The organism is Cellulosimicrobium sp. SJTW-1, from assembly GCF_047716875.1.
GTDB classification, from domain to species: Bacteria; Actinomycetota; Actinomycetes; order Actinomycetales; family Cellulomonadaceae; genus Cellulosimicrobium; species Cellulosimicrobium funkei.
The window spans coordinates 753,046-778,409 of the sequence record NZ_CP136680.1; the positions used below are offsets into that span (position 1 = coordinate 753,046).

The 25,364-nt window shown below is 76.0% G+C and carries 21 protein-coding genes and 1 pseudogene; 14 read left to right on the forward strand and 8 right to left on the reverse strand.

Annotated elements, in window-relative coordinates; genetic code table 11:
* Nucleotides 1–11: 11 nt before the first annotated feature.
* Nucleotides 12–2,042, reverse strand: a complete 2,031-nt coding sequence (acs, locus tag RSE42_RS03475; protein WP_076403456.1) for an acetate--CoA ligase — start codon at nt 2,040–2,042, stop codon at nt 12–14.
* 343 nt (nt 2,043–2,385) lie between these two features.
* Here acs and RSE42_RS03480 point away from each other — a divergent pair, with 343 nt between their 5' ends.
* The 3 genes from RSE42_RS03480 to RSE42_RS03490 all read left to right on the forward strand — a co-directional run bounded on the left by RSE42_RS03480 (nt 2,386) and on the right by RSE42_RS03490 (nt 4,443).
* On the forward strand, nt 2,386–3,060 hold the full coding sequence (locus RSE42_RS03480) for a response regulator transcription factor (RefSeq protein ID WP_168944908.1): 675 nt from the start codon (nt 2,386–2,388) through the stop codon (nt 3,058–3,060).
* Nucleotides 3,061–3,185: 125 nt separating this feature from the next.
* Entirely contained in the window at nt 3,186–3,659 is a 474-nt protein-coding gene (locus RSE42_RS03485) for a hypothetical protein (RefSeq protein ID WP_061266568.1), read from the forward strand.
* Nucleotides 3,660–3,726: 67 nt separating this feature from the next.
* Nucleotides 3,727–4,443: a hypothetical protein gene (locus tag RSE42_RS03490; protein ID WP_021483279.1), complete on the forward strand. Its 717-nt coding sequence runs from the start codon at nt 3,727–3,729 to the stop codon at nt 4,441–4,443.
* 82 nt (nt 4,444–4,525) lie between these two features.
* Here the strand turns inward: RSE42_RS03490 and RSE42_RS03495 are convergent, their stop codons facing one another.
* The 3 genes from RSE42_RS03495 to RSE42_RS03505 form a co-directional block, all read right to left on the reverse strand.
* A complete protein-coding gene (locus tag RSE42_RS03495; RefSeq protein WP_338077402.1) occupies nt 4,526–5,347 on the reverse strand; it encodes an RNA methyltransferase in 822 nt (273 codons plus the stop codon).
* 2 nt (nt 5,348–5,349) lie between these two features.
* The gene (locus RSE42_RS03500) at nt 5,350–6,822 is read right to left on the reverse strand and encodes an NAD-dependent malic enzyme (RefSeq protein ID WP_415297872.1); all 1,473 of its coding nucleotides are present in this window, start codon (nt 6,820–6,822) and stop codon (nt 5,350–5,352) included.
* Between the two features lie 414 nt (nt 6,823–7,236).
* Nucleotides 7,237–8,058, reverse strand: coding sequence for an HAD family hydrolase (locus RSE42_RS03505; protein ID WP_415297873.1), 822 nt, complete (start codon nt 8,056–8,058; stop codon nt 7,237–7,239).
* A gap of 141 nt (nt 8,059–8,199) precedes the next feature.
* Between RSE42_RS03505 and ssd the strand changes: the two genes are divergently transcribed.
* From ssd to RSE42_RS03545, 8 genes are all read left to right on the forward strand, one after another.
* A complete protein-coding gene (ssd, locus tag RSE42_RS03510; RefSeq protein WP_086149155.1) occupies nt 8,200–8,916 on the forward strand; it encodes a septum site-determining protein Ssd in 717 nt (238 codons plus the stop codon).
* A 140-nt stretch (nt 8,917–9,056) separates the two neighbouring features.
* On the forward strand, nt 9,057–10,331 hold the full coding sequence (locus RSE42_RS03515) for a TadA family conjugal transfer-associated ATPase (RefSeq protein WP_415298822.1): 1,275 nt from the start codon (nt 9,057–9,059) through the stop codon (nt 10,329–10,331).
* A 67-nt stretch (nt 10,332–10,398) separates the two neighbouring features.
* A complete protein-coding gene (locus RSE42_RS03520; protein ID WP_043660460.1) occupies nt 10,399–11,049 on the forward strand; it encodes a hypothetical protein in 651 nt (216 codons plus the stop codon).
* Nucleotides 11,050–11,092: 43 nt separating this feature from the next.
* Nucleotides 11,093–11,692 (forward strand): type II secretion system F family protein, encoded by a 600-nt coding sequence (locus tag RSE42_RS03525; protein ID WP_085386547.1) that lies wholly within the window; start codon nt 11,093–11,095, stop codon nt 11,690–11,692.
* 87 nt (nt 11,693–11,779) lie between these two features.
* Nucleotides 11,780–12,583 (forward strand): phosphotransferase, encoded by an 804-nt coding sequence (locus RSE42_RS03530; RefSeq protein ID WP_415297874.1) that lies wholly within the window; start codon nt 11,780–11,782, stop codon nt 12,581–12,583.
* 236 nt (nt 12,584–12,819) lie between these two features.
* Nucleotides 12,820–13,026 (forward strand): DUF4244 domain-containing protein, encoded by a 207-nt coding sequence (locus tag RSE42_RS03535; protein WP_043655695.1) that lies wholly within the window; start codon nt 12,820–12,822, stop codon nt 13,024–13,026.
* 4 nt (nt 13,027–13,030) lie between these two features.
* The gene (locus tag RSE42_RS03540; protein WP_043655698.1) at nt 13,031–13,420 is read left to right on the forward strand and encodes a TadE family type IV pilus minor pilin; all 390 of its coding nucleotides are present in this window, start codon (nt 13,031–13,033) and stop codon (nt 13,418–13,420) included.
* Between the two features lie 155 nt (nt 13,421–13,575).
* On the forward strand, nt 13,576–13,944 hold the full coding sequence (locus tag RSE42_RS03545) for an Rv3654c family TadE-like protein (protein ID WP_415297875.1): 369 nt from the start codon (nt 13,576–13,578) through the stop codon (nt 13,942–13,944).
* 116 nt (nt 13,945–14,060) lie between these two features.
* Here RSE42_RS03545 and RSE42_RS03550 read toward each other — a convergent pair whose 3' ends face one another.
* Nucleotides 14,061–16,640: a DEAD/DEAH box helicase gene (locus tag RSE42_RS03550; RefSeq protein ID WP_415297876.1), complete on the reverse strand. Its 2,580-nt coding sequence runs from the start codon at nt 16,638–16,640 to the stop codon at nt 14,061–14,063.
* Between the two features lie 103 nt (nt 16,641–16,743).
* Here RSE42_RS03550 and RSE42_RS03555 point away from each other — a divergent pair, with 103 nt between their 5' ends.
* Nucleotides 16,744–17,391, forward strand: coding sequence for a hypothetical protein (locus tag RSE42_RS03555; protein WP_043655704.1), 648 nt, complete (start codon nt 16,744–16,746; stop codon nt 17,389–17,391).
* A gap of 119 nt (nt 17,392–17,510) precedes the next feature.
* Here RSE42_RS03555 and RSE42_RS03560 read toward each other — a convergent pair whose 3' ends face one another.
* Complete coding sequence (locus RSE42_RS03560; protein ID WP_415297877.1) at nt 17,511–18,902, reverse strand: M18 family aminopeptidase; 1,392 nt, start codon at nt 18,900–18,902, stop codon at nt 17,511–17,513.
* Between the two features lie 23 nt (nt 18,903–18,925).
* On the opposite strand from RSE42_RS03560, the pseudogene RSE42_RS03565 reads away from it, so the two are divergent.
* Both RSE42_RS03565 and RSE42_RS03570 read left to right on the forward strand, forming a co-directional pair.
* Nucleotides 18,926–19,750: pseudogene (locus RSE42_RS03565) on the forward strand (alpha/beta fold hydrolase); the annotation flags it as partial.
* Between the two features lie 142 nt (nt 19,751–19,892).
* Nucleotides 19,893–22,208 (forward strand): sodium-translocating pyrophosphatase, encoded by a 2,316-nt coding sequence (locus RSE42_RS03570; protein WP_415297878.1) that lies wholly within the window; start codon nt 19,893–19,895, stop codon nt 22,206–22,208.
* Between the two features lie 66 nt (nt 22,209–22,274).
* Here RSE42_RS03570 and RSE42_RS03575 read toward each other — a convergent pair whose 3' ends face one another.
* Both RSE42_RS03575 and RSE42_RS03580 read right to left on the reverse strand, forming a co-directional pair.
* On the reverse strand, nt 22,275–24,572 hold the full coding sequence (locus tag RSE42_RS03575; RefSeq protein ID WP_415297879.1) for a glycoside hydrolase family 3 N-terminal domain-containing protein: 2,298 nt from the start codon (nt 24,570–24,572) through the stop codon (nt 22,275–22,277).
* A gap of 120 nt (nt 24,573–24,692) precedes the next feature.
* Nucleotides 24,693–25,328, reverse strand: coding sequence for a TetR/AcrR family transcriptional regulator (locus RSE42_RS03580; protein WP_415297880.1), 636 nt, complete (start codon nt 25,326–25,328; stop codon nt 24,693–24,695).
* Nucleotides 25,329–25,364: the final 36 nt, after the last annotated feature.

Sequence of the window (25,364 nt, forward strand, 5' to 3'; positions counted from 1 at the left end):
CGAGCGGCGCGTCAGTCGTCCGAGGACGACGGCTTCTGCAGGCCCGCCGAGATGAGCTCCATCACGGACGAGTCCGCGAGGGTCGTGGCGTCGCCCACCGTCCGGTTCTCCGCGACGTCCCGCAGGAGGCGGCGCATGATCTTGCCGGACCGCGTCTTCGGGAGCTCGGGCACCACGAGGATGCGCTTCGGCTTGGCGATCGGGCCGATCTCCTTCGCGACGTGGTTGCGCAGCTCGGTCTGCACGGCCGCCGCGCCGTCGGCGTCGGACGCCCGGCCGGCGTGCTCGCCGCGCAGGATGACGAACGCGACGACGGCCTGGCCCGTGAGGTCGTCGCTCGCGCCGACGACCGCGGCCTCCGCGACGATCTCGTGCGAGACGAGCGCCGACTCGATCTCCGTGGTGGACAGGCGGTGGCCCGAGACGTTCATGACGTCGTCGACCCGGCCGAGCAGCCAGATGTCGCCGTCCTCGTCCTTCTTGGCGCCGTCGCCCGCGAAGTAGATGCCCGGGAAGCGCGACCAGTACGTGTCCTTGAAGCGCTCGAGGTCGCCCCAGATGCCGCGCAGCATCGACGGCCACGGCTCGGACAGCACGAGGTACCCGCCGCCCCCGTTCGGCACGGAGCGCGCCTCGTCGTCGACGACGTCCGCCACGATGCCCGGCAGCGGCACCTGGGCGGAGCCCGGCTTGGCCGCCGTGACGCCCGGCAGCGGCGAGATCATGATCGCCCCCGTCTCCGTCTGCCACCACGTGTCGACGATGGGCGTGCGGTCGCCGCCGATGACGCGGCGGTACCACATCCAGGCCTCGGGGTTGATGGGCTCGCCCACCGACCCGAGCACGCGCAGCGACGACAGGTCGAACTTCGCCGGGATCTCCTCGCCCCACTTCATGCACGCGCGGATCGCCGTCGGCGCGGTGTAGAGGATCGAGACCTTGTACTTCTCGACGATCTCCCACCAGCGGCCCTGGTGCGGCGAGTCCGGGGTGCCCTCGTAGATCACCTGCGTCGCGCCGTTGAGCAGCGGGCCGTAGACGACGTACGAGTGGCCCGTGACCCAGCCGATGTCGGCGGTGCACCAGTAGACGTCGGTGTCGGCCTTGAGGTCGAACACGTTGCGGTGCGTGTACGCGGCCTGCGTGAGGTAGCCGCCCGTGGTGTGGAGGATGCCCTTGGGCTTCCCCGTGGTGCCGGACGTGTAGAGGATGAACAGCGGGTGCTCCGCCTCGACCCACACCGGCGTGTGCGTCGTGTCGGCGGCCTCGAGCGCGTCGTGCCACCACACGTCGCGGCCCTCGGTCCACGCGGTGTCCTGGCCGGTGCGGCGCACGACGAGGACGTGCTCGACCGTCGTCGGCTCGGCGCCCTCCTTCGGCGCGAGCGCCTCGTCGACCGCGGGCTTGAGCGCGGAGGCCGCGCCGCGGCGGTAGCCGCCGTCGGCCGTGATGACGAGCTTCGCCTCGGCGTCGGCGATGCGGCTGCGCAGCGCGTCGGCGGAGAACCCGCCGAACACGACCGAGTGCGGGGCGCCGATGCGCGCGCACGCGAGCATCGCCACGACGGCCTCGACGACCATCGGCAGGTAGATGACGACGCGGTCGCCGGTCTCGACGCCGAGGGCCGCGAGCGCGTTGGCCGCGCGCGAGACGTCGCGCTGCAGCTCGGCGTACGTGACGGTACGCGTGTCGCCCGGCTCGCCCTCGAAGTGGATCGCGACCCGGTCGCCCAGACCCGCCTCGACGTGGCGGTCCACCGCGTTGTACGCGGCGTTGAGCGTGCCGTCGGCGAACCAGCGCGCGACGGGCGCCTGCGACCAGTCGAGGGTCTCGGTGAACGGGGTCTGCCACGTGACGAGGTCGTTCGCCTGCCGCGCCCAGAACGCGAGCCGGTCGGCCCGCGCCTCCTCGTACAGCTCGGGCTGCGCGTTCGCCTGCGCGGCGAACTCGGGGCTCGGGGGGAAGCTCCGGGTCTCGTGGAGGAGGTTCTCCAGGCTGGACGTGGTGGCCGCTGCTGCGGCCTCGGGCTCGTTCTCTGGCACGCTGACCTCCGGTGCGCATCGACTCTGGTGCGGTCCCGCCGACCGCGGCGGCCGCCCGGGGGCGGCGTGACGGTACGACGGTACGACGGGGCGGACGGCCGCACGACCGGGGCCCCGACCTGGCGAGTGTAGACCTCCTGCGGTGAGCGCGGTCACATCCGTCCGGGATTCGGCGAGAGTGCTCGCAAAGGAGCGGGCGAGCGCCCCGGACGGCGGGGGAGCGCGCCGTCGGGCGACCCGCCGGGCACCCCGGCGCGCTGTTGCCGCGCACGGGGTGGTGACCCACCATGGGCTCACGTTCCTCGCGGAGCGTGCGGCCTCACGGCGAGGCACAGGGGGCGGGTTGGCGTACGCGGCGGTGCGGGGCGCGCGGTCGCGCCCTGCCGCGCCCGCACGCCGGGACGACGGTGTCGACGTCGCGTCCCGGGACCGCGTGCTCGCCGTCGCCGTGGCCGCCGGGCTGCGCGCCGTCGGCCGCTGCGGGGCGCGCACGGTCCCCGAGGACGCCCTCCGGCCGGGGTCCGGCGGCCGCCGCGGGCTCGTGCTCGTGGCCGACGACGCCGGGTCCCTCCCCGGCCCGCCGCTGCTCGCGGTCCTGCGGCGCCCGGGCCCGGTCGTGGTCGTGGGCGGCGCGGTCGCCGCGGACCGGCTGCTCGTCGCCGCGCGCGCCGGCGCGCTGGTCGTCGCCGCGGAGCGGCCGTTCGGCGACCAGGTGCGGACTGTCGCCCGCATGCTCGCGGGGGACGTGCGCGCGGGCGACGCGCTCCTGGTGGAGCAGCTCGTCGGGGTCGTGCGCGACCGCCGGGCGGTGGCGTCGCTCACGGGCCGGGAGACCGAGGTGCTGGAGCACCTCGCGGGCGGTCGGTCGGTGGCCGAGATCGCTGCTGCGCTCGTGCTGTCGGTCGCGACCGTGCGCGCCCACGTCCGCTCGATCCTCGGCAAGCTCGGCGTCTCGTCGCAGCTCGCGGCCTCTGCCGCCCTGGCCCGCGCACGGGGCGGCCGTCCCGTCCGCAGATAGTCAGAACTGACGATGTGGGGCGGTCGGCGCCCGGCGGATCCTGGCGACGGACCCGGACGAAGGCACCGGGCCGACGGCGGGGCGACGCAGCCCCGCCGACGCACGAGAGGGGGCACGACATGCTGGTGGTCTGCACACAGGACGACGACATCCGCGAGGCCGTCGAGGAGCACGGTTCCGGGGCGGACGCGTGGGGCGAGGTCGTCCTGCTTCCGAAGGGCTCACGGGCCGCGGCGGAACGGGCGCTCGTCGCGGCGCTCGCGACGGCGCGGGGCCCGGTCTGCCTGTCCGCGCACGGCAACGACGAGGAGATCGGCGACGAGGGGAACGGCGCCGACGACTGGGGGTGGAACCGGCGGCAGGTCGCCCGGCTCCTCGCCCGGGCGCCCGGGCCGGTCGGCCCGGTGCTCGTGCACGCGTGCGCCGAGAACGTCTCTAACTTCTCGGCGGGGCTCGCCCTCGCGCTCGAGGAGGAGCGGGCGCTCGAGGGCGTCTGGGTCTACGGCTACAACCGGCCCGTCCCGGCGGACGCCCGCTACCCGCGGCCGGACGCGCTGAGCAGGCAGGTCGACCTGCAGGGCACGCAGGTCGTCTTCTGACCTCGCGCCACGGGGGCGGGGCGGTCGCCGCGCTCCGACACCGCACCACACGTCATCGGAGGAAGTCATGTCGCTCGTGAGAGACATCGTCAAGCAGTTCGACAACAGCGACGAGCTCGCGCAGACGCAGCGCGAGGTCGTGGAGTCGCTCGCCCGGCTCGGCGAGACGAAGGCCGAGCTGTTCGAGGCGAAGATCCAGGAGTCGCTCCGCGGGGCCGGGGGCACGAACTCGACCGTGCCCATCACGTCCATCCTCGCGTCCAAGAAGGAGGTGCACGCCTTCACGTCCACGTCGACGGAGCACCTCGCCGACACCGTGAAGTCGTCGCTCAAGTCGTTCGTCTCGGGGACGGCGGACAGCATCATCGACGGGGTGGGCGGCCTCATCTCCGAGGCCCTCACCGTGTTCCTCGGCGGCGCGTCGGCGTCGACCGGCACGATGGAGGAGTACTACGTCGTGACCGAGGGCCTGTCCATCGTCCGGGTCGACCTCAAGGCGTGGTACCTCAACGTCTCGGCCCGCGGCATCTACGAGAAGATGGAGCGCATCAGTGCGTTCGTCGCGGTCAAGTCCACGGTGGACCTGACGAAGATCGACTTCAACACGTTCCTGTACCTCTACCAGAACCAGCTGACCGCGGCTCACCTCGACAAGAACCAGGTCAAGCAGGCGCTGCAGGAGGCGAAGGAGATCTACCAGGAGTTCAACGGGGCCGGCCTGCGCACGCAGGCGGTGCACCACATCACCCGGGCTCCGGGCAGCACGGCGCCGCGCTCGTCCTGACGCGGGGACGACGGCGGGTGCGGCGCCCCCCGGGACGCCGCACCCGCCGTCGGGCGTGCGCCGACCGCCGCCGTGCGTGCCGTCAGCGCGCCCGGCGCTGGCGCACGGCCTCGTACAGCACGACCGTCGTCGCGCTCGCGGCGTTGAGCGAGCTCGCCGAGCCGAGCATCGGGATGCTCACCATGACGTCGCACGCCTCGCGCCAGCCCGCGCTGAGCCCGGTGGTCTCGTTGCCCGTGACGACGAGCGTCGGGCCCGTGAGGTCGTGGTCGGCGAGCTCGACGTCGCCGTGCTCGTCGGTCCCGACCAGGGTCAGCGGGACCCCGGAGGAGCGCTGCGCGGCGACCCAGTCGAGGACGTCGCGCCCCGCGGGGACGCGGACGGTCGGGACGGAGAAGATCGAGCCGGTGCTCGCGCGCACGGCGCGCGGGTCGTACGGGTCGGCCGCGTGCCCGGCGACGACGAGCCCGCTCCCGCCGAACGCGTCGAGCGACCGCGCGACGGTCCCCACGTTGCCCGGGCTCGTGGGCCGGTCCAGCACGACGCCGAGGAAGTCGGCGCCCACGGTGCCGCCGCCGATCCGGCCGAGGTCGTCGGGCGGCGTCGCGACGACGGCGAGGAGCTCGGGCGTCTCGTCCTCCTTGCCGCCGAGCTCGCGCAGGAGCGCGGATGACACGGCGAACCGCTGTGCGCGGACCCGGTCGAGCATCGCGTGGGCCCACGACGACAGCGACCGGTCGGCGTCGACGAGCCACGTCCGCACGGTCCACCCGGACTCGACGGCGAGCGTGATGGGCCGGACCCCCTGGACGACCATCTCGCCCGCCCGGTGCCGCTTCGTGCGGTTGGTGAGCAGGGCCTCCCACTGCTGGAACGCCGCGTTGCGGGTCGTGACGCGCTGCACGCTCAGGCCTCCGGGGCAGTGGTCGGGGCGGACGTCGTGGTCGCGACGCGCGGGAGGCCGCCGGTCAGCGCGGGAGGCTCGGCGACGCCGTCCTCGCGCGCGGCGCGCTCGACCGCCGCGGCGACGAGCGTCGTCACCTCCGGGTTGAACACGCTCGGGATGATGTAGGTCGGGTTGAGCTGGTCCTCGTGGATCGCGGACGCGAGCGCGTGGGCGGCGGCGAGCAGCATCGCGTCGGTGATCCGGTGCGACCGCGCGTCGAGCAGGCCGCGGAACACGCCCGGGAACGCGAGCACGTTGTTGATCTGGTTCGCGAAGTCGGAGCGCCCGGTGCCGACGATGGCCGCGTGCTCCGCCGCCTCGACCGGGTCGACCTCGGGCCGCGGGTTCGCCATCGCGAAGACGATGGCGTCGGGGGCCATGCGCGCGACGTCGTCGCCCGTCAGGACGTCGGGGGCGGAGACGCCGATGAACACGTCCGCGTCGACGACGGCCTCGCGCAGCGTGCCGGTGACGCGCCGCGGGTTCGTGTTGACCGCGGTCCACGCGAGGGACGGGGACAGGCCCGGGCGGCCCGGGTGCACGACGCCCTCGATGTCCGCGACGACGACGTCGTGCGCGCCCGCCGCGAGGAGCAGCTTGAGCACCGCGGTCCCGGCCGCACCCGCGCCCGAGAGGACGATGCGCACGTCGGGCAGCTGCTTGCCCACGACCTTGAGCGCGTTGGTCAGCGCGGCGAGCGCCACGATGGCCGTGCCGTGCTGGTCGTCGTGGAACACGGGGATGTCGAGCTCGGCCCGCAGCCGCGCCTCGATCTCGAAGCACCGGGGGGCCGAGATGTCCTCGAGGTTGATGCCCGCGAACACGGGCGCGATCGCCTTGACCGTCCGCACGATCTCGTCGACGTCGGTCGTGTCGAGCGCGATGGGGAACGCGTCGATGTCCGCGAACCGCTTGAACAGGGCCGCCTTGCCCTCCATGACGGGCAGCGACGCGAGCGGGCCGATGTCGCCCAGCCCGAGCACGGCCGACCCGTCGGTGACCACCGCGATGGTGTTGCGCTTGATCGTCAGGCGGCGGGCGTCGTCGGGCTTGGCGGCGATGGCCTCGCACACGCGCGCGACGCCGGGCGTGTAGATCATCGACAGGTCGTCGCGGTTGCGGATCGGCACCTTCGACTCGATCTTCAGCTTGCCGCCCAGGTGCAGCAGGAACGTGCGGTCGGAGACGCGGTCCACGACGACGCCCGGGAGCGCGCGCAGCGCCTCGACGATCTGCCCGGCGTGCTCCTCGCCGCGCGTCGCGACGGTGACGTCGACGGTGATGCGCTCGTGGCCCGACGCCGTCACGTCCAGGGCGGTGACGATGCCCCCGGTGTGCTCGATCGCCGTCGTCAGCTCGCTCACGGCGGTGGGGCGGGCCTCGACCTGGAGGCGGGCGGTGATGGAGGAGGAGACACTCGGCGCTGACGTCATGGGCCCCAGTATCGCCCGGCCGGCGGGCCACGACGCGGGAACGGGGCGCGTGAGCCCGGACACGACGACGGCGCCCTCGCGGACGCCGTGGTCGCCAGCGGCGGCGGTGAACAGGCGCGCTCGCTCCAAGTCGCTGCAACGGGTCGGTGGCCGTCGTGGCCTGGTCCGCCCCGGTCAGCGCGTCCTTCGGTGGACTGCCCTGCGCGTGGGTACCGCCGCGGTGCTGTTGTCCCTCCATCACAGCCCGCCGGGGCGGCGGGCGCAAGCGCTCCGGGGGTTCTTCCACACTGTGTTCTACCGGGGTTCGAACACGCCGGTGCGGTTGGTCCGGGAGGTCCGGATCGGGCCCTTCGGCGGGCGTCCGCGGGGGCCCGACGCGCGGGTCAGCCGCGCGGGCGGCGACCCTGGAGAGGGTCAGCCGCGCGAGCGGCGGCGCCAGGCCCGCCACCCGAGCCACCCGACGACGCCGAGCCCGACGAGGCCCGCGGCGGCGAGCACCGGCGTCGGCGCGGCGAGCTGCGAGCGCAGGGCGACGGGCCGCGAGAACGTCAGCGCGCCCCACCCGTGCTCGGCGGCGAGACGACGCAGCGTCCGGTCGGGGTTGACGACGAACGCGTGGCCGACGGAGCTCAGCATCGGCGCGTCGGTCACGGAGTCCGAGTACGCGTAGCTCGCCGCGAGGTCGTAGCCCTCGCGCTCCGCGAGCTCGCGCAGGGCCACGGCCTTGTTCTCGCCGTACGCGTAGAAGTCGATCGCGCCGGTGTAGCGCCCGCCCTCGACGGCCATCCGGGACGAGATGGCGTGGTCGGCGCCGAGCACCGCGGCGATGGGCTCCACCACCTCGCTGCCCGAGGCGGAGACGATGACGACGTCGTGCCCGTGCTCGTGGTGCGACTCGATGAGCTCGACCGCCTCCGCGTACACGACCGGGTCGATGTGCTCGTGGAGCGTCTCCTCGACGATGCGGGAGACGGTCGCGACGTCCCAGCCGGTCACGAGGTTCGACAGGTGCGCGCGCATGCGCTCCGTCTGGTCCGCGTCGGCCCCGCCCACCATGAACAGGAAGTGCGCGTACGCGCTGCGCAGCACGTCGCCGCGGTTGATGAGCCCGCCCGCGAAGAACGGCCGCGAGAACGCCGCGGCCGACGACGTCGCGATGATCGTCTTGTCCAGGTCGAAGAACGCGGCGACCCGGCCGGCGCGCGGCGGGTCCGTCGGGTCCGGGAGCGGGGTCACGGTCGCGAGCCTAGCGGCGGAACGTGGCCGTCCCCAGGAGCGCTCGCCGACCGGCCCGTCCCCAGGGCGGGTGACGGGCCGACGGCGGCCCGCGCCCAGGGGCCACGGTGGTCCCCGGTCGACGGAGGGCGGGGGAGCGCGATGGACGGAGCGGTCGTGGCGGTGGTCGGTGCGCGCGGCGGGGCGGGGGCGAGCGTCGTCGCCGCGTCGTTGGCCCGGGCGGTCGCGCGGCGGCGCGCGCCGACGTGCCTGGTCGACCTCTCCCTCCTGGGCGGGGGCCTCGACGTCCTGCTCGGCGTCGAGCAGGACCCGGGCGTGCGCTGGCCGGACCTCGCCGACGCGCGGGGCCGGATCGACGGCGACGACCTCCTCGCGCGCCTGCCCCGCTGGGGCACCGTGCCGGTCGTCAGCACCGAGCGCGGCGGGGGCCCGGAGCAGGCGGCGCTCGCCGACGTCGTCGCCGCGCTCGCCGAGGCCACGGCGGCGCGGTCCGGGGTGCTCGTGCTCGACGCCGACCGCGCGGCCCTCGGGGCGGGCGCGGCCGGGGCGTCGCTGCTCGAGGCGTGCGACGAGGTGCTCCTCGTGACCCCGCTCGACGTCGCCGGGGTCGCGGGCGCCGCCGCGGTGCGCGACCGTCTGCCGGGCCGGGCCGCCCTCGTCGTGCGCGGCCCAGCGCCCGGTCGGCTCTCGCCGCCCGAGGTGGCCGCCGCCGTCGGGCTGGACGTCGCCGCCACCGCCGGGTGGGACCGCGCGCTCGCCGGGGCGGTCGAGCGGGGGCACGGGCCGTGCGTCGGGCGCGGGCCGGTCGTCCGGGCCGGTCGCGAGCTCGCCGCGCGCTACCTCGGGCCCGCCCGGTGAGCGCGCGGGAGGCGCGTGCGCCGCGCGGCGGGCGTGGTCGGGACGGAGGTGTCGCGGACGGGGCGCAGCGCCGCGGGGAGGAGCCGCCGCGTGCCGAGCGCGGCCGCGTCGCCCTGCTCGACGGGGTCCGAGACCGCCTCGTGCGGTCGAGCGACGACCCGGGCGGCGCCACCGAGGTGCTCGGCGACGCGGCCGTCGCGGACGCGCTGCGGGCGTCGGGCCGGGTGCTCGGCACGACCGCGCTGCGCGAGCTGACCCGGACGGCCCACGCGGAGATCTTCGGGGCCGGGCCGCTCCAGCGGTACCTCGACGAGCCCGGCGTGACGGACGTGCTCGTCAACGGGCCCGACGACGTGTGGGTCGACCGCGGCGCCGGCCTCGAACGGGTCGAGGTCGCGCTCGGCGGCCCCGAGGCGGTGCGGGCGCTCGCGGTGCGCCTCGCCGCGGCGGGCGGGCAGCGGCTCGACGACGCGTCACCCGTCGTCGACGCCCGCCTCCCGGACGGGACGCGCCTGCACGCCGTCGTCGCGCCCGTGTGCGCGACGGGGGCGGTCGTCTCGCTGCGCGTCCTGCGGACCCGGACGTTCCGGCTCGACGACCTCGTCGCGGGCGGCACCGTCCCGCACGCGTGGGAGCCGGTGCTGCGCGGCCTCGTCGCGCGGCGCGCGAACGTCCTCGTCTCCGGCGGCACCGGCACCGGCAAGACGACGCTCCTCGCCGCCCTCCTCGCGCTCGTCCCGCCCGACGAGCGGGTCGTCTGCGTCGAGGAGGCGCGCGAGCTCGACCCGGACCACCCCCACGTCGTCCCGCTCACCGCGAGGCGGCCCAACGTCGAAGGCGCGGGCGGCGTGGACCTCGCCGACCTCGTGCGCGCCGCGCTGCGCATGCGGCCCGACCGCATCGTGCTGGGCGAGTGCCGCGGGCCGGAGGTCCGCGAGGTGCTCATGGCGCTCAACACGGGCCACGACGGCGGCCTCGCGACGATCCACGCCAACGACGTCGAGGTGGTCCCCGCCCGGCTGGAGGCGCTCGCGGCGCTCGCGGGGATGGACCGGGCCGCCGTCGCCGCGCAGGCCGCGGGCGGGCTCGACGTCGTGCTGCACCTGCGCCGCGTCCGCACGGCGGGCACGACCCGGCGCGTCCTCGCGCAGCTCGGCGTCGTGCGGCAGGACGAGCGCGGCGCCCTGCGCGTGGACGTCGCGGGGTCGTGGGACGGGACCGTCGTGCCGCCGGGCGGTGGGTCACCGGGCGGTGGGTCACCGGGCGGTGGCTCGCTGGGCGGCGGGTCGACGGCAGGCGGGTCGCCGGGCGCCGGGTCGCCGCGCGGCGGTTCGACGGGAGACGGGTCGCCGGGCGCGGCGGGGCCGGTCGCGGGACCGGCGTGGGACGAGCTCGTGGGGCGGTGGTCCGCATGACGCGACGACGTGCCGGGAGCCTCCGCGCCGGTGCGGCCCGGACGGTGCGCGGCGGGGGAGCGCGCGCATGACGGTCCTCGTGGGTCTGCTCGTCGGTACCGCGGTCTGGTGCGCCACGGCCCGGGGCGGTCGGTCGGCGCGCCAGGTCGTCGGTCGGTCGGCGTCGCGCGGCGTGCGGTGGTCCGTCCTGCGCCGCCCGGCCCGACCCCAGGCGGTGCCCGAGCTCGTGCGCGTCGTCGTGACGCAGGTCGGCGCGCTCCTGCGGTCCGGAGCCGCGCCGGGCGTCGCGTGGGGTCGTGCGGTCGGGGTCCGGGTCGACGGCGGGGGCGTCCCGCGGGTCGCGGACCTCGCGCCGCACGTCGGCGGCCCGGCGACGGCGCGTGCCCTCGTCGCGGCGTGCCGGCTGGCCGCGGAGCTCGGTGCGCCGCTGGCGACCGTGCTCGACGAGGTTGCCGTGTCCGTGGCCGCGGACGCCGAGGCGCGGGCCGAGCGGGAGGCGGCGCTCGCCGGACCGCGCGCGACCGCCCGCGTGCTGCTCTGGCTCCCGGTCGTCGGGGTGCTGCTCGGCTACGTGCTGGGCGCCGACCCGCTCGGCACGGCGACCGACGGCGGCCTCGGGACGGCAGGCGTGCTCCTCGGGGTCCTGCTGCTCGTCGCGGGCCGCACGTGGTCAGCTCGGCTCGTCGAGCGGGCGCGCACCGCAGGGGACGACCGGTGACCGCGCGGCGCGCGGCGCGGCCCGCCCGAGAAGGAGAGCACCGATGACCCTCGTCCTCGTGGCGCTCTGCGTCCTGGCGGGCGCGGCGCCGTGGTGGTCCGCGCGCACGGAGGCCGGACGGCGCGCCGTCGCCGTCGGGCGGGCAGCGCCCGCGCCGGACGATCCCGCCGGCAACCCGAGTGGCCGACGGCGCCGGGGCGACGACCGCGAACCCGGCATCGAGACCGGGGTGCTCCTCGAGCTCCTCGCGGCCGCCGTCGGGTCGGGGGCGGCGATCCCGCGAGCGCTCGACGTCGTCGGGTCGTGCGTCGGTGGCCGCGACGGTGCGGGGCTGCGCGCCGCCGGCGCGGCGCTCCTCCTCGGGGCGTCGTGGGACGGGGCCTGGGCGGGTGCACCGCCACGGCTCGGGGTCGTGCAGCGCGCGCTGCGGCCCGCGTGGCTGCACGGCGCCGCTCCGGCGTCGTCGCTGCGGGCGGCGGCCGGGGCGTCGCGCCAGGACCGGACCGGGGCGGCCAAGGCTGCCGCGGCACGGCTCGCCGTGCACCTCGTGCTCCCTCTCGGTGCGTGCTTCCTGCCCGCGTTCGTGCTCGTCGGGCTGCTGCCCGTCCTCGTCTCCCTCGGGGCGGGTCTGCTCTCCGGATAGGCGTCGGAGGTCCGGAGGCAGAGGCGGGCGTCGGTGTGATTATCGGGGCCGGGGCCGAGGTCGGTGTCGGGTCGCTACGGTGGCCGCATGGACCCGTCCCCTGTCTCCCGTGTGCCCGCTGCGCTCCGGGACGACGCCTGGCGGGACGTCGGGAGCGGCGAGTCCTCGGCCCGCGTGCTCGTCAGCGCGGACGGCGCACGGCACGCCAAGGTCGTGGGCCCGGACCAGGCGGCCGCCCTGGCGGACGAGCGGGACCGCGCGCTCTGGGCGGCTGAGCGCGGGATCGTCGTCCCCGAGGTGCTGGCGTGGGAGGACACGGGGGAGCAGGCCGTGCTCGTGACGCGCACGGTGCCGGGCGTGCCCGCCGACACGGTCCGCCCCGACCAGGTCGACCGCGCCTGGACGAGCGTCCTCGCGGCGGCGCGGACCCTCCACGACCTCCCCGTGGCCGGCTGCCCGTTCGACCGGAGCCTCGACGCCATGGTCGCCCTCGCCCGCGACGTGGTCGACGGCGGCCGCGTGCACCCGGAGTTCCTGCGGCCGGAGCAGGAGTCCCGGGATCCCGCCGACCTTCTTGCGGAGCTCCTCGCCGAGCTGCCGTGGCGGCGGGAGCAGCAGGCGGCCGACCTCGTGGTCTGCCACGGCGACCTGTGCCTGCCCAACGTCCTGCTCGACCCCGAGACGCTGGAGCTCCGCGGGTTCGTCGACGTCGGGCGGCTCGGGGTCGCCGACCGGCACGCCGACCTCTCCCTCCTCCTGGCGAACGCCCAGGACACCTGGCCAGAGCACGCGCGTGCCCTGGAGGAGTCGCTCGCGCCGCGCTACGGGTCCCCGGTCGACCCGGGCAGGCTCCGCTTCCACCTCGAGCTCGACCCGCTCACCTGGGGCTGACCGCGCCCCGGTTGGGTGGGGCTGGTCTCTCGACCCGTCGACCGGGTGCTGATCGCGCGACGGAGTGCTGGTGGCTCGACCCGTCGACGCGAGCGGAGCGCGCACTGCCGTGCACAGGTCGTCGTCTTGAGGGCCCCGTCCACCGACGCCCCGCGGTGGGGTGCGGCAGGGGTGCAGGTCCCGGGAGGGTCTCCCCGACCGCCCGCACGACGCGGGCCACACGAGGGGAGCCGGAGATGACACGACAGCCGCGACGCGCGTTCGCGCGCCTGACGGGGACGAGCACGGGGCAGGACGGCGAGGCGGGTCTCGCGACGGCGGAGTACGCCATCGCGACGGTCGCGGCGGCGGGCTTCGCCGGGCTGCTCATCGTCGTGCTGAAGAGCGGCGAGGTGCGCGAGATGCTGCTCGGCATCGTGCGCAGCGCGCTCTCGCTGGGCTGAGCCCGTGCGACGGGACGCCGGGGCGGAGAGCCGCCGGCCGAGGGGTCGGGTCCGTGAGGGCGGCGAGCGCGGTGCGGTCACGGCCGAGCTCGCGGTCGCCCTGCCGGCGGTCGTCCTGGTGCTCGTCGTGGTCCTCACCCTCGCCGCGGCGGCGGGCGCCCAGATGCGCTCCGCCGACGCGGCGAGGGCCGCCGCCCGGGCGGTGGCCATCGGTGAGGACGACGCGACGGTGCGCGCGACCGCGCTCCGGGTCGCCGGAGCCGGCGCGACGGTCGGCGTGCTGCGCGGCGACCCGTGGGTCGAGGTGCGCGTCACGACGCCCGTCGTGGGCGGGTGGCTCGCCGGGTCGCCGTTGCGAGCGAGCGGCGCGGCCGTCGCGTGGGCGGAGCCGTGACCGCGGCGCGGCCTCCGCGGGGACGGCGCACCGAGACCGAGACCGAGACCGAGACCGGGTCCGGGATCAGGTCTGGCGCCGAGACTCGGGCCGGAAGCGGGATCGAGACCGCGATCGGGACCGAGACCGACGGACGACCGGGTGCCAGGGCGGGGGTGGCCGTCTACCCCCACCCCGAGCACGGAGCAGGCACGGTGCTCGTGCTCGGGGTCGTCGCGGCGGTCCTCGTGCTGGCGCTCGCGCTCGCCGGGCTTGCGCAGGCGCAAGCGGCGCGTGGCACCGCGCAGACCGGAGCCGACCTCGCGGCGCTCGCGGCGGCGACGGCGGTCCGCGACGGGTGGGAACCCTGCGGCCGGGCGCGCGAGGCCGCGGCGCGCAACCGGGCCGTGGTCGTCGCGTGCACGGAGCAGAGCGCGGGGGTCGTCCGGGTGGACGTCGAGTCGAGAGCCGGCGTGACGTTCCTCGGCGTCACGCTCGGCCGCGCGACCGCCGCCGCCCGCGCCGGCCCGGCGAGCGCGCGATGAGCGGCCGCCACCGGCAGGGGCAGCGGTCCGTCGGGCGGCGCGAGCGTTGTGACCGGCGGGCGCGATCCTTCGTGGGGCGGGTGCCGTCAGCGACCGGACGGTACTCGTCCTCGACCCTACGGACGTGCCGTGCCCTGTCGCGGGATACCTGCGGTCCGCCCCCCGGCTTCGGCTTCGGCTTCGGCCTCGGTCGCGGCGGCCGGGGCGTGCGCCAGCACCGCGTCGAGCAGCCGGACGGCGGCGGCCTTCTCGAGCGGGGCGTTGTACGACCCGCACTTGGGCGACTGCACGCACGCCGGGCAGCCGTCGTGGCACGGGCAGCGGGCGATGGCGTCGCGCGTCGCGCGGAGCCAGGTCGCGCCGAGCTCGAACCCGCGCTCGGCGAAGCCGGCCCCGCCGGGGTAGGCGTCGTGGACGAACACGGTGGCCTCGCCGGTGTCGGCGTGCAGCGCGGTCGACACCCCGCCGAGGTCCCAGCGGTCGCACGTCGCGAGGAGGGGGAGCAGACCGATCGACGCGTGCTCGGCGGCGTGCAGCGCGCCGGGCAGCTCGTCGGCGTCGACGCCCGCCTCCTCGATCACGGAGGCGGGGACGGTCCACCAGACGGCCATCGTCGGCAGCGTGCGCTCGGGAAGGTCGAGGGTCTCCGTGCCGAGGACCTGCATGTCGAGGAGGCGGCGGCGTTGGAAGCTCACCACCTGGGAGCACACGTCGACCGGGCCGTAGCCCCAGCCGACCGGGCCCCAGCTGCGCTCGACGACCTCGCGGCCCGTCGCGACGTCCCCATCGGTGGGCTCGTCGACGATCGTGATGGACGTGGTCGACCGGGACCACGTGCCGTGGTCGACGTCCTGCCGACGCACGAGCGCGACGTGGTCCGCGAGGTCGAGGTGCTCGACCACGTAGGTGCGGCCCTGGTGGACGTACACGGCGCCGTCGTGCACGGAGCCGTCCGCGGAGGCGGCGTCGACGGTCCCGAGCAGCCGGCCGGTGCGCGCCTCGGCGACCCGGACGGGCGCGCCGCCGGAGCCGCGCAGGTCGGTCATGCCCGACGCGGGCTGCGCGTGCGTCCAGTACCAGCCGGAGGCCCGGCGCCGCAGGGCGCCGCGCGCGACGAGCACGTCGAGCAGGCCGCGCACGACGTCGGGCGTGCCGAACGCGGCGAGGTCCTCGGACCGCAGGGGCACCTCCGCCGCCGCGGCGCACAGGTGCGGCGCGAGGACGTAGGGGTTCGCGGGGTCGAACACGGTCGCCTCGAGCGGTACGTCGAACACCGCCTCGGGGTGGTGCACGAGGAACGTGTCGAGCGGGTCCTCGCGTGCCACGAACGCGACGAGGCCGTCGGCGCCCGCCCTCCCGGCGCGGCCCGCCTGCTGCCACACCGACATGCGGGTGCCGGGCCAGCCGGCGATGAGGACGGCGTCGAGCCCCGAGATGTCGACGCCCAGCTCGAGCGCGTTGGTCGTCGCGAGGCCGAGCACGTCGCCGGTGCGCACCGCGTCCTCGAGCTCGCGCCGCTCCTCGGGCAGGTAGCCGCCGCGGTAGGCGGCGACGCGGCGCACGAGCCGGGGGTCGACGACGCGCACGCTGTCCTGCGTCTGGACCGCGACGGACTCCGCGCCGCGGCGCGAGCGCGTGAACGCGAGCGTGCGGGCGCCCGCGATGACGAGGTCGGCGAGCAGGTCGGCCGTCTCGGCGGTGGCGCTGCGGCGGGGGTGCTCCGGCCCCTCGGCGGGCGTCGCGACCGCCGGGTCGTCGTCGTGGCCCTCGGCGGGACCGTCGTCCGCGGACGCCTCGAAGCCCACCACGACGGGCGGCTCCCACAGGGCGAACGTCTTGCGCCCCGCGGGGGAGGTGTCGCGCGCGACGGTCACGACGTCGTCGGGCTCGACCCCGACGAGCCGCGCCGCGCTCGTCGCCGGGTCGGCGGTCGTCGCCGACGCGACGACGAACGTCGGAGGCGGGTCGCCCTCGCGCGCGTAGTGCGCCGCGAGCCGGCGCAGGCGCCGCAGGACGAGGGAGACGTGCGCGCCGAACACCCCCCGGTAGGCGTGCCCCTCGTCCACGACGACGTACCGCAGGTCCCGCAGCAGCCGCGTCCAGCCGCGGTGGTGCGGCAGGAGCGCGAAGTGCAGGAAGTCCGGGTTGGTGAGCACGACGTCGGCGTGCTCGCGAACCCACCGGCGCTCGTCCTGCCCGGTGTCGCCGTCGCACGTCGCGACCCGGACGTCGCGCGTCCCGGCGGCGTCGAGGAGGCGCTGGAGCCCGGAGAGCTGGTCGGCTGCGAGCGCCTTCGTGGGCGAGAGGTAGAGCACGGCGCCGCGCCGTGCGACCGACTCGATGCGACCGGGGTCGAGCACGCGCGCCGCGGCGTCGGCGCGCACGGCCGTGAGCGCCGGGAGCCAGAACGCGAGCGACTTGCCGGAGCCGGTGGAGGTCGCGAGCGCGACGTGCCGGCCCGACCACGCGGCGTCGGCCGCCTCGACCTGGTGCTCCCAGGGGCGTTCCACCCCGAGCGCGCGGTACCCGGCGACGAGCGACGCGTCGGCCCACGCGGGCCACTCGCCCTGGGTGCCGGGGCGCGCGGGCAGCTCGCGCACGTGCCGCAGCCGTTCGTCCCGCCGCCCGCCGGCGCGCAGCACGTCGAGCAGCGTCGCGCTCGTCGGTCGCGGGGAGGTGGTGGGGGCGTGCAGCACGTCTCCGAGTGTCCCACCTCGGGCCCACGCCTCGGCCGAGGGACGTCGTGCTCGGGACCTCCGGCCCTCGCGCGGGGCGGGGCGCACGGCCGACGATCGACGCATGGCAGCGTGGCGTGGGGTCCGGGTCCTGACGACGACGGCGCTCGCCGCCGGGGCGCTCCTGCTCACCCGGCGCATGACCCAGACGTGGGGCACCTGGGAGGGCGAGCACGAGTGCGTGCTCCCCGGCGACGACCTCGTCCCCGACGCGCGCGCCGTCGTCGCGACGCGGGCCGTGACGGTCGACGCGCCGCCGGCCGACGTCTGGCCGTGGCTCGTCCAGCTCGGCCAGGGCCGCGGCGGCTTCTACTCCTACGACGCGCTCGAGAACCTCGTCGGCCTGGGCATCCGCAGCGCGGACGCGATCGAGGAGCGCTGGCAGGGCCTCGCTGTGGGCGACGACGTCCACCTGGCCGACGAGGCCGTCCTGCGGGTGGCTGCGCTCGAGCCGGGCTCGCACCTCGTGCTGCTCGGCGCGCCGGGCCCCGGGCAGCCGGACACGATGCCGTTCCGGTTCTCGTGGGCGTTCGTCGTGCGACCGCTCCCGCCGGGGGCGGACGGCACCCCGCGGTCGCGCCTGCTCGTCCGCGAGCGGTACGTGCCGCTGGGCGCCGCGGGCCGCGCGGTCGTCGAGGCGGTGCAGCCGGTGAGCTTCCTCATGACGCAGAAGATGCTGCGCGGCGTCCGCGACCGCGCCGAGCGCCCCTGACGGGCGCCCCTGACGGGCGCGACCAGGCGATCGCGGCTGCCCGACCAGGCGGTCGTGGTCCGTCCCGCGCCCAGGACGAACCAGAACCGCCTGCTCGGCCGGTGGGGTGGGCCCGGACCTCAGCCTTGGAAGATCTTGAGCACCGCGCGCGAGAGGTACCACGGGTCCACGACGGCGGTGAGCTCGCGCGCGGAGTGCATCGAGAGGATGGGGACGCCCACGTCGACCGTGCGGATGCCGAGGCGGGTCGCGGTGAGCGGCCCGATGGTCGAGCCGCACGGCACGGTGTTCTTCGAGACGAACTCCTGGCTCGGCACCCCGGCCCGGGCGCAGGCGCGCGCCCACGCCGCGGCGCCGTGCGCGTCGGTCGTGTAGCGCTGGTTCGCGTTGATCTTGAGGATCGGCCCGCCGCCCGCGAGCGGCCGGTTCGCGGGGTCGTGCCGCTCCGGGTAGTTGGGGTGCACCGAGTGCCCGACGTCGCTCGACACGCACAGCGACGCCGCGAGCTGGCGGTGCCGCTCCTCGTCCGTCGCGCCGAGGCCGGCCGCGACCCGGTCGAGCACGTCCGCGAGGAACGGGCCCGACGCGCCGGAGCGCGACTCCGACCCGATCTCCTCGTGGTCGAACGCGGCGAGCACGGGGATCGTGGCGCCCTCGACGCGCCGGTCGGGCGTGCCCGCGACCTCGAGCAGCGCGACGAGACCGGCGTGCACCGACAGCAGGTTGTCGAGGCGCCCGGACGCGAGGAACGCGCCGTGCGCACCGAACACGCGGGGCGACTGGGTGTCGGCGACCACGACGTCGTACCCGGCGATCTCGCTCGCCCGCACGCCCGCGTGGTGCGCGAGCTCGGCGAGCACGTCCCCGCCGCTCGTCCCGTGCGGCGCGCCCGCGACGTCGGACCCGGCCGGACCCGACGCCGACGCGAGGCCCCACACGGGCTGCGTGTGCTGCTGCTTGTCGAGCGTGAGCCCGTCGTTCGCGGCGCGGTCGAGGTGGATCGCGAGCTGCGGGATGCGCAGCAGGGGGCCCGTGCGCACGAGGTGCTCCTCGCCGTCGGCCGTGACGAGGCGACCGGCGAGCTCGAGCTCGCGGTCGAGCCACGAGTTGAGCAGCGGGCCGCCGTAGATCTCCACGCCCGCCTGCCACCAGCCCTCGCGGCCGACGCTCGGGCGTGGCTTGAGCTTGAAGCCGGGCGAGTCGGTGTGGGCGCCGAGGATCGCGAACGGCGTGGTCGCCGTCGCGCCCGCGGGCACGGCCCAGGCGATCACCGCGCCGTCGCGCACGACGACGTACCGCCCGCCCGCAGGCCCGTCGCCCTCGGTCACCGACGGCCACGCCGCGGTCTCGTCCAGGCGCTCGAAGCCGACGGCCTCGAGCCGGCGCGCGACCTCGTGCGCCGCGTGGTACGACGACGGGGACGCCTCGACGAACGTCGCGAGGTCGTGCGCGTGGGCGAGGGCGCGGTCGTGGAGGGTCGGGTCGGTCACGGGGGTGCTGGGCGTCGACACAGGCTCCACCCTACGCACGCCCAGGAGCGCTCCGTAGGGTGGTCGCGCACGCGAGAGAGGGAGTCCGCATGACCTGGGTCGTCCTGCCGGGCCTGGCGCTCACGCCCGAGGACTTCGCCCCGCTCGCACGCGCCCTCGGCACCGCGTCCGGCACCGACGACGTCCGCGTCCTCGACGCGTGGCGCGTGCCCGTGACGGGACCGGTCGACGTGGTGCGGGAGGGCCTCGGCGTCGACGGGTCGCGGCCCGTGGACCTCGTGGGGCACTCCGTCGGCGGGCTCACCGCGATCGAGTGGGCGCTGCGGCACCCAAACGAGGTCCGCCGGCTCGTGCTCCTCGACCCGACGAGCCCGTGGGAGGCCCATCTCCCGGCCCTGCACACGGGGCGGGTCACGGCCCGGGCCGGCACCGCCGCGGCGGGCGTGCTCGCGACCGGGCTGGCCGTGACGGGCGCGACCCTGCGCCGCGTGGGCGTCCGGGTCGTCACGCGTGCCCCGGACCGCCTCCCGCACGACGTCGCGCGCGCCCGCTACGGCTCGCGCGAGGCGTGGACGCTGCTCGCCCACCAGTGGTTCGCGAGCTGGGAGCAGGCGCCGCGGGTGCGCGACCTGCTCGACGACGGCCGCCGTCTGCCCGCGGGCGCCGAGCCGCTGCTCGTCACCGGCCTGCGGGCGAGCGCCCGGTTCCTGCGCGCGCAGCGCGAGCTGTCGGACCGGCTCGGGGTGCCGCGCGTCGGGCTCGCGGGGGAGGGCCACCTCTACCCGCTCACCCGGCCCGACGCCGTCGCGCGCCTCGCCACGGACCTCGCCCCGGACACCGGCGGAGCGACCGCGCGACCGCCGGGCTGACAGGGCCCGGGGCGCCGTCACCGGGTGCGCTCGTGACGTCCTGCACGAGTGGTCGTGACGTACGACACACGTGCGTAGACTCACCCCCATCGCTCCGGCAGGGGACCGGCGCGACGGTCGCGCGGTTCGTCAAGGAGGACGGATGCTCACGCTCGGTACGGAAAGTCTCACCATCGTCGCGGTCATCGCGGCGATCGCCCTCGTGGCCCTCGCCTTCGCGGTCGTGCTGCGCAGACAGGTCCTCGCCGCGGACGAGGGCACGGCGAAGATGCAGGACATCGCCCAGGCGGTGCAGGAGGGCGCCGGCGCGTACCTGAGCCGCCAGTTCCGCACGCTCGCGCTGTTCGCGGCGATCGTCTTCGGCCTCCTGTTCCTGCTGCCGGGCGACGGCGGCATCCGCGTGGGGCGCTCGGTCGCGTTCCTCGTGGGCGCCGGGTTCTCGGCGGCGATCGGCTACCTCGGGATGTGGCTCGCGGTGCGCGCGAACGTGCGCGTCGCGTCGGCCGCGACCCGGCCGGGCGGGCGCTCGGAGGGCGCGCGCATCGCGTTCCGGACGGGCGGCGTCGTCGGCATGTCGGTCGTCGGCCTCGGCCTGCTCGGCGCCGCGGGCGTCGTGCTCGTCTACAAGGGCGACGCCCCGGCGGTGCTCGAGGGCTTCGGGTTCGGCGCGGCGCTGCTCGCGATGTTCATGCGCGTCGGCGGCGGCATCTTCACCAAGGCGGCGGACGTCGGCGCGGACCTCGTCGGCAAGGTCGAGCAGGGCATCCCCGAGGACGACCCGCGCAACGCCGCCACCATCGCGGACAACGTGGGCGACAACGTCGGCGACTGCGCGGGCATGGCGGCCGACCTGTTCGAGTCGTACGCGGTGACGCTCGTCGCGGCGCTCATCCTCGGCAAGGCGGCGATGGGCGAGGAGGGCCTCGTGTTCCCGCTCGTCGTGACGGCCCTGGGCGCGCTCGTCGCGGTGCTCGGCGTGTTCATCACGCGCGTGCGCGGCCAGGAGAACGGCCTCAAGGCCATCTACCGCGGGTTCTACCTCTCGGCGCTCATCGGCGCGGTGCTCGCCGCCGTCGCCGCGTTCGTCTACCTGCCGTCGTCGTTCGCCGCGCTCGACGGCACGGCCGACCTCGGCGACCTGTCCGGGATCGCGGCCGACCCGCGCGTCGTCGCGAGCCTCGCCGTCGTCATCGGGATCGTCCTCGCGGGCATCATCCTGTGGATCACGGGCTACTTCACCGGCACGACGTCGAAGCCCACCCTGCACGTGGCGGCCACCTCGCGCACGGGCGCGGCGACGGTCGTGCTGTCCGGCATCGGGGTCGGGTTCGAGTCGGCCGTGTACACGGCGGGCGTGATCGCCGCGGCGATCTGCGGGCTGTTCCTGCTCGCGGGCGGGTCGGTGTGGCTCGCGCTGTTCCTCGTCGCCCTCGCCGGGTGCGGCCTGCTGACGACGGTCGGCGTCATCGTCGCGATGGACACGTTCGGCCCCGTCTCGGACAACGCCCAGGGCATCTACGAGATGTCGGTCGGCGAGTCGGGCGACGGCGATGAGGAGGCTGCGCAGATCCTCACGGACCTCGACGCGGTGGGCAACACGACGAAGGCGATCACCAAGGGCATCGCGATCACGACGGCCGTCCTCGCGGCGACCGCCCTGTTCGGGTCGTACGCCGACGCCGTGAGCCACGCGCTCGCGGACGTGCAGGGCGTCGGGAGCGGTCTCGTCACGGCGATGCTCGACTACCAGATCATCTCGCCGATCACGCTCGTGGGCGTGATCCTCGGTGCCGCGACCGTGTTCCTCTTCTCGGGTCTCGCGATCGACGCGGTGACCCGGGCCGCGGGCGCGATCGTGTTCGAGGTGCGCCGCCAGTTCCGCGAGCGCCCCGGGATCATGACGTTCCAGGAGCGTCCCGAGTACGGCCGGGTCGTCGACATCTGCACGCGCGACTCGCTGCGCGAGCTCGCGACCCCCGGTCTGCTCGCCGCGTTCGCGCCCATCGCCGTCGGCTTCGGCCTGGGCGTCGGGCCGCTGGCCGGCTTCCTCGCGGGCGCGATCGGCGCGGGCGTGCTCATGGCCGTGTTCCTCGCCAACTCGGGCGGCGCGTGGGACAACGCGAAGAAGATCGTCGAGGACGGCGCGTACGGGGGCAAGGGCTCGGAGGCGCACGCCGCGACCGTCATCGGCGACACGGTCGGCGACCCGTTCAAGGACACCGCCGGCCCGGCGATCAACCCGCTCATCAAGGTGATGAACCTCGTGTCGGTGCTCATCGCGCCCGCGGTCGTGCTCATGAGCGTGCCCGAGGACGCGAACCACGTCCTGCGCATCGCGATCGCGGTCGTCGCGGCGGCCATCGCGTTCGGCGCGGTGATCATGTCGCGGCTGCGTGCGGCGCGCGTCGACCGCGAGGAGTCCGCCGTCGAGCGGGAGCGTGTCGCGACGGGCGCCTGACACCCGGCCACCGCAGACGACGGAGGGCGCCCGGATCGACCCGGGCGCCCTCCGTCGTGCGCGGGACTAGCCCGCGACGGTGAACGACGCGCGCAGGAGCGCGTCCTCGCGCGACGACGGCCCGACGCGCAGCTCGAACTCGCCCGGCTCGACGACGCGACGCCCGCGCGCGTCGACGAGCGTGCAGTCCGCCACGGGCACCTCGAGGCCGACGGTCGCGGACTCGCCCGGCGCGAGGTTCACCTTGCGGTAGGCCTTGAGCTCCTTCTCGGCCCACGTCACCGACGTGACGGTGTCGCTCACGTAGACCTGGACGGTCTCGCGCACCGGTCGCGACCCGGTGTTCGTCAGCGTGACCTCGGCGCGCACGACGTCGTCGGGCCCGTGCTCCGTGCCGAGCACCCGCAGGTCGGCGTACTCGACGGTCGTGTAGCTCAGGCCCTCGCCGAACGCGAACGCGGGGCTCTGCGTGAGGTCGGCGTAGCGGACGCCGTGCTGGCCGCGCACCACGTTGTAGTAGGTGGGCTGCTGGCCCGCGTGGCGCGCGAACGAGATCGGGAGCCGGCCCTCGGGCTCGATCAGCCCGAGCACGAGCTCGGCGACGGCCTGGCCGCCGCGCATCCCGGGGTTGGCCGCCCAGACGACCGCCGCCGCCGCGTGCGCCGACGGCGGCAGCACGAGCGGCTTCGACGCGACGACGACCACGACCACGGGGGTGCCGGTGGCGACGAGGGCGTCGAGCAGCGCGACCTGGCCGCCGACGAGCTCGAGCGTCGCGGTCGAGCGCCCCTCGCCCACGAGCTCGATGCGGTCGCCCACCACGGCGACGGCGAGGTCGGCGTCGCGCGCGGCGGCGACGGCCTCGGCGATCAGCGCGTCGTCGGGCGCGGCCGGGACGACGACCTGGGGCCGCGGCTGCCCGTCGGGGAACAGCTCGCCCTCCGGGTCGGGCGCGAGCGTGAGGATGTCGGCGCCGCGCGCGTGGGTCACGGCCCAGCCCTCCGGGGCCAGCGCGCGGAAGCCGTCGAGCACGGTCGTCGTCATCTCGCGCGGGTGGCCGTCGGGCAGCCAGTCGGCCTGCCCCGACGCGCCCGCCCAGTCGCCGAGCTGCGTGTGGTCGTCGTCCGCGTTCGGGCCGACGACGGCGATCGTCCGGGCGGGCGCCCCGGCCGGGGCGAGGGCCCGGCCGTCGGGCGTGCCGGCGTCGCGGTCGAGCCCGCCCGCGAACGGGAGGGTCCCGTCGTTGGCGAGGAGCACGAGGGAGCGGCGCGCGACCTCGAGGTTCACCGCGGAGTGCCCAGCCGACGCGATGACCGCCTGCTGGCGCGCGACGTCCGGCCGCCGCGGGTCCTCGAACAGGCCGAGGCGGAACTTGAGCGTGAGGATGCGCCGGACGGCGGCGTCGATCGCCGCCTCCTCGACGAGGCCGCGGTCCACCGCCTCGAGCGCGCCCTCGAAGAAGCGCGGAGTCGTCATGACCATGTCGTTGCCGGCGCGCACGGCCGCGGCGGACGCGTGCACGTAGTCGGGCTGGATGTGCTGCTCCCAGACCATGCGGCCCACGTTGTCCCAGTCGGTGACGAGCGTGCCGGTGTACCCCCACTCGCCGCGCAGGACGTCGTCGAGCAGCCAGCCGTTCACGGTGACGGGCACGCCGTCCATGGACTGGTAGCCGAGCATGAACGTGGCGCAGCCCTCGCGCGCGACCCGCTCGAACGGGGGCAGGAACCAGGACCGGAGCTTGCGCTGCGAGATGTCGGCCTCGCTCGCGTCGCGCCCGCCCTGCGTCTCGGAGTAGCCCGCGAAGTGCTTCGCCGTAGCGAGGACGCCCGTCGGGTCGGACAGCCCGTCGCCCTGGTAGCCGCGGACCATCGCGGACGCGAGCTCGCCGATGAGGAACGGGTCCTCGCCGAACGTCTCGTCGACGCGGCCCCAGCGCAGGTCGCGGGCGATGCAGAGCACGGGGGAGAAGGTCCAGTGGACGCCGGTCGCGGCGACCTCGACCGCGGTCGCGCGCGCGACCTGCTCCACGAGCGCGGGGTCCCACGTCGCGGCCATGCCGAGCTGCGTGGGGAAGATCGTCGCGCCGACCCAGAACGAGTGGCCGTGGATGCAGTCCTCGGCGAGCAGCAGGGGGATGCGCAGCCGTGTCCGCCCGGTGAGCTCGTGCGCGGCGAGGACGTTCTCCGGCGAGGTGTGCAGCAGCGAGCCCGCGTGCTTCTCGAGCACCGCGGGGCCGACGCCGTCGCGCGCGTCGAGCTGGAGCATCTGGCCGACCTTCTCGGGCAGCGTCATGCGGGCGAGGAGGTCCTCGACGCGGTCGGCCACGGGCACGGCGGGGTCGAGGTAGGGCAGGGTGCTCACGACGGTCCTTCCACGGCGGCGGCGACGGCACCCGGCGGCGCCGCGGGTGCGGGCACGGCGTCGGCGGACCGGGCGCCGTCACTCTACCGGAAACCAAGTAACTGGTCAGTAAGTTTGGATTCAGCGCCAGTGGTCGAGGAAGCGGGCGACGGTCCGCGTCGCGTGGTCGAGCACGTGACCGTCCTCCGCGGCGGCCCCCGAGAGCAGCGCCGCGTCCACGACGTGCGCGACGAGGTCGGTGTCCGTCACGTGCCCGTGGCCCGACGCGTCGAGCACCGTCCGCGCGGCCGCCAGCAGGCGCGGGCGCGACGCCCGCATGATCGGCCGCAGCGCCGGGTCCCGCATGGCCGTGAGCATGGGGTCGAGGCGCACGTCGACCACCGAGTCGTCCACGTGCGGGGCGTACAGCGTCTCGATGAGCTCGCGCGCCGTCGCGGTGCTCGAGCGGCGCCGGCGGGCGAGGGCGTCCGCGTGCTCCTGCGCGGCCGTCGCGCGCACGTCCTCCGCGGCCTCGACGGCGGCGGCGACGAGCGAGGCGCTCGTCGGGAAGTAGTACGACGCCGACCCCTGCGGCACGCCCGCGGCGCGGGCGACCTGCCGGTGGGTCACGGCGGCGAAGCCCTGGTCGATGAGCAGGTGCGCGGCGGCGTCGACCATCGCGCGCTGCCGCTCCGCGCTGCGCCCCTGCACCGTGGTGCGTGCGCCCCGCGCGCCGCTCGTCGCCGACCGGTCCCGGGCACCCGCAGCGTCGTCCACGCGGCCATCGTAGTGAGGAATAACCTATACGCGCGT

Bases quoted from the DNA above. Each gene is read 5' to 3' on its own strand.
- RSE42_RS03490 (WP_021483279.1), top strand. From the start codon at position 3,727: ATGTCGCTCGTGAGAGACATCGTCAAGCAGTTCGACAACAGCGACGAG.
- RSE42_RS03500 (WP_415297872.1), bottom strand. From the start codon at position 6,822: ATGACGTCAGCGCCGAGTGTCTCCTCCTCCATCACCGCCCGCCTCCAG.
- ssd (WP_086149155.1), top strand. From the start codon at position 8,200: ATGGACGGAGCGGTCGTGGCGGTGGTCGGTGCGCGCGGCGGGGCGGGG.
- RSE42_RS03520 (WP_043660460.1), top strand. From the start codon at position 10,399: ATGACGGTCCTCGTGGGTCTGCTCGTCGGTACCGCGGTCTGGTGCGCC.
- RSE42_RS03525 (WP_085386547.1), top strand. From the start codon at position 11,093: ATGACCCTCGTCCTCGTGGCGCTCTGCGTCCTGGCGGGCGCGGCGCCG.
- RSE42_RS03530 (WP_415297874.1), top strand. From the start codon at position 11,780: ATGGACCCGTCCCCTGTCTCCCGTGTGCCCGCTGCGCTCCGGGACGAC.
- RSE42_RS03535 (WP_043655695.1), top strand. From the start codon at position 12,820: ATGACACGACAGCCGCGACGCGCGTTCGCGCGCCTGACGGGGACGAGC.
- RSE42_RS03555 (WP_043655704.1), top strand. From the start codon at position 16,744: ATGGCAGCGTGGCGTGGGGTCCGGGTCCTGACGACGACGGCGCTCGCC.
- RSE42_RS03570 (WP_415297878.1), top strand. From the start codon at position 19,893: ATGCTCACGCTCGGTACGGAAAGTCTCACCATCGTCGCGGTCATCGCG.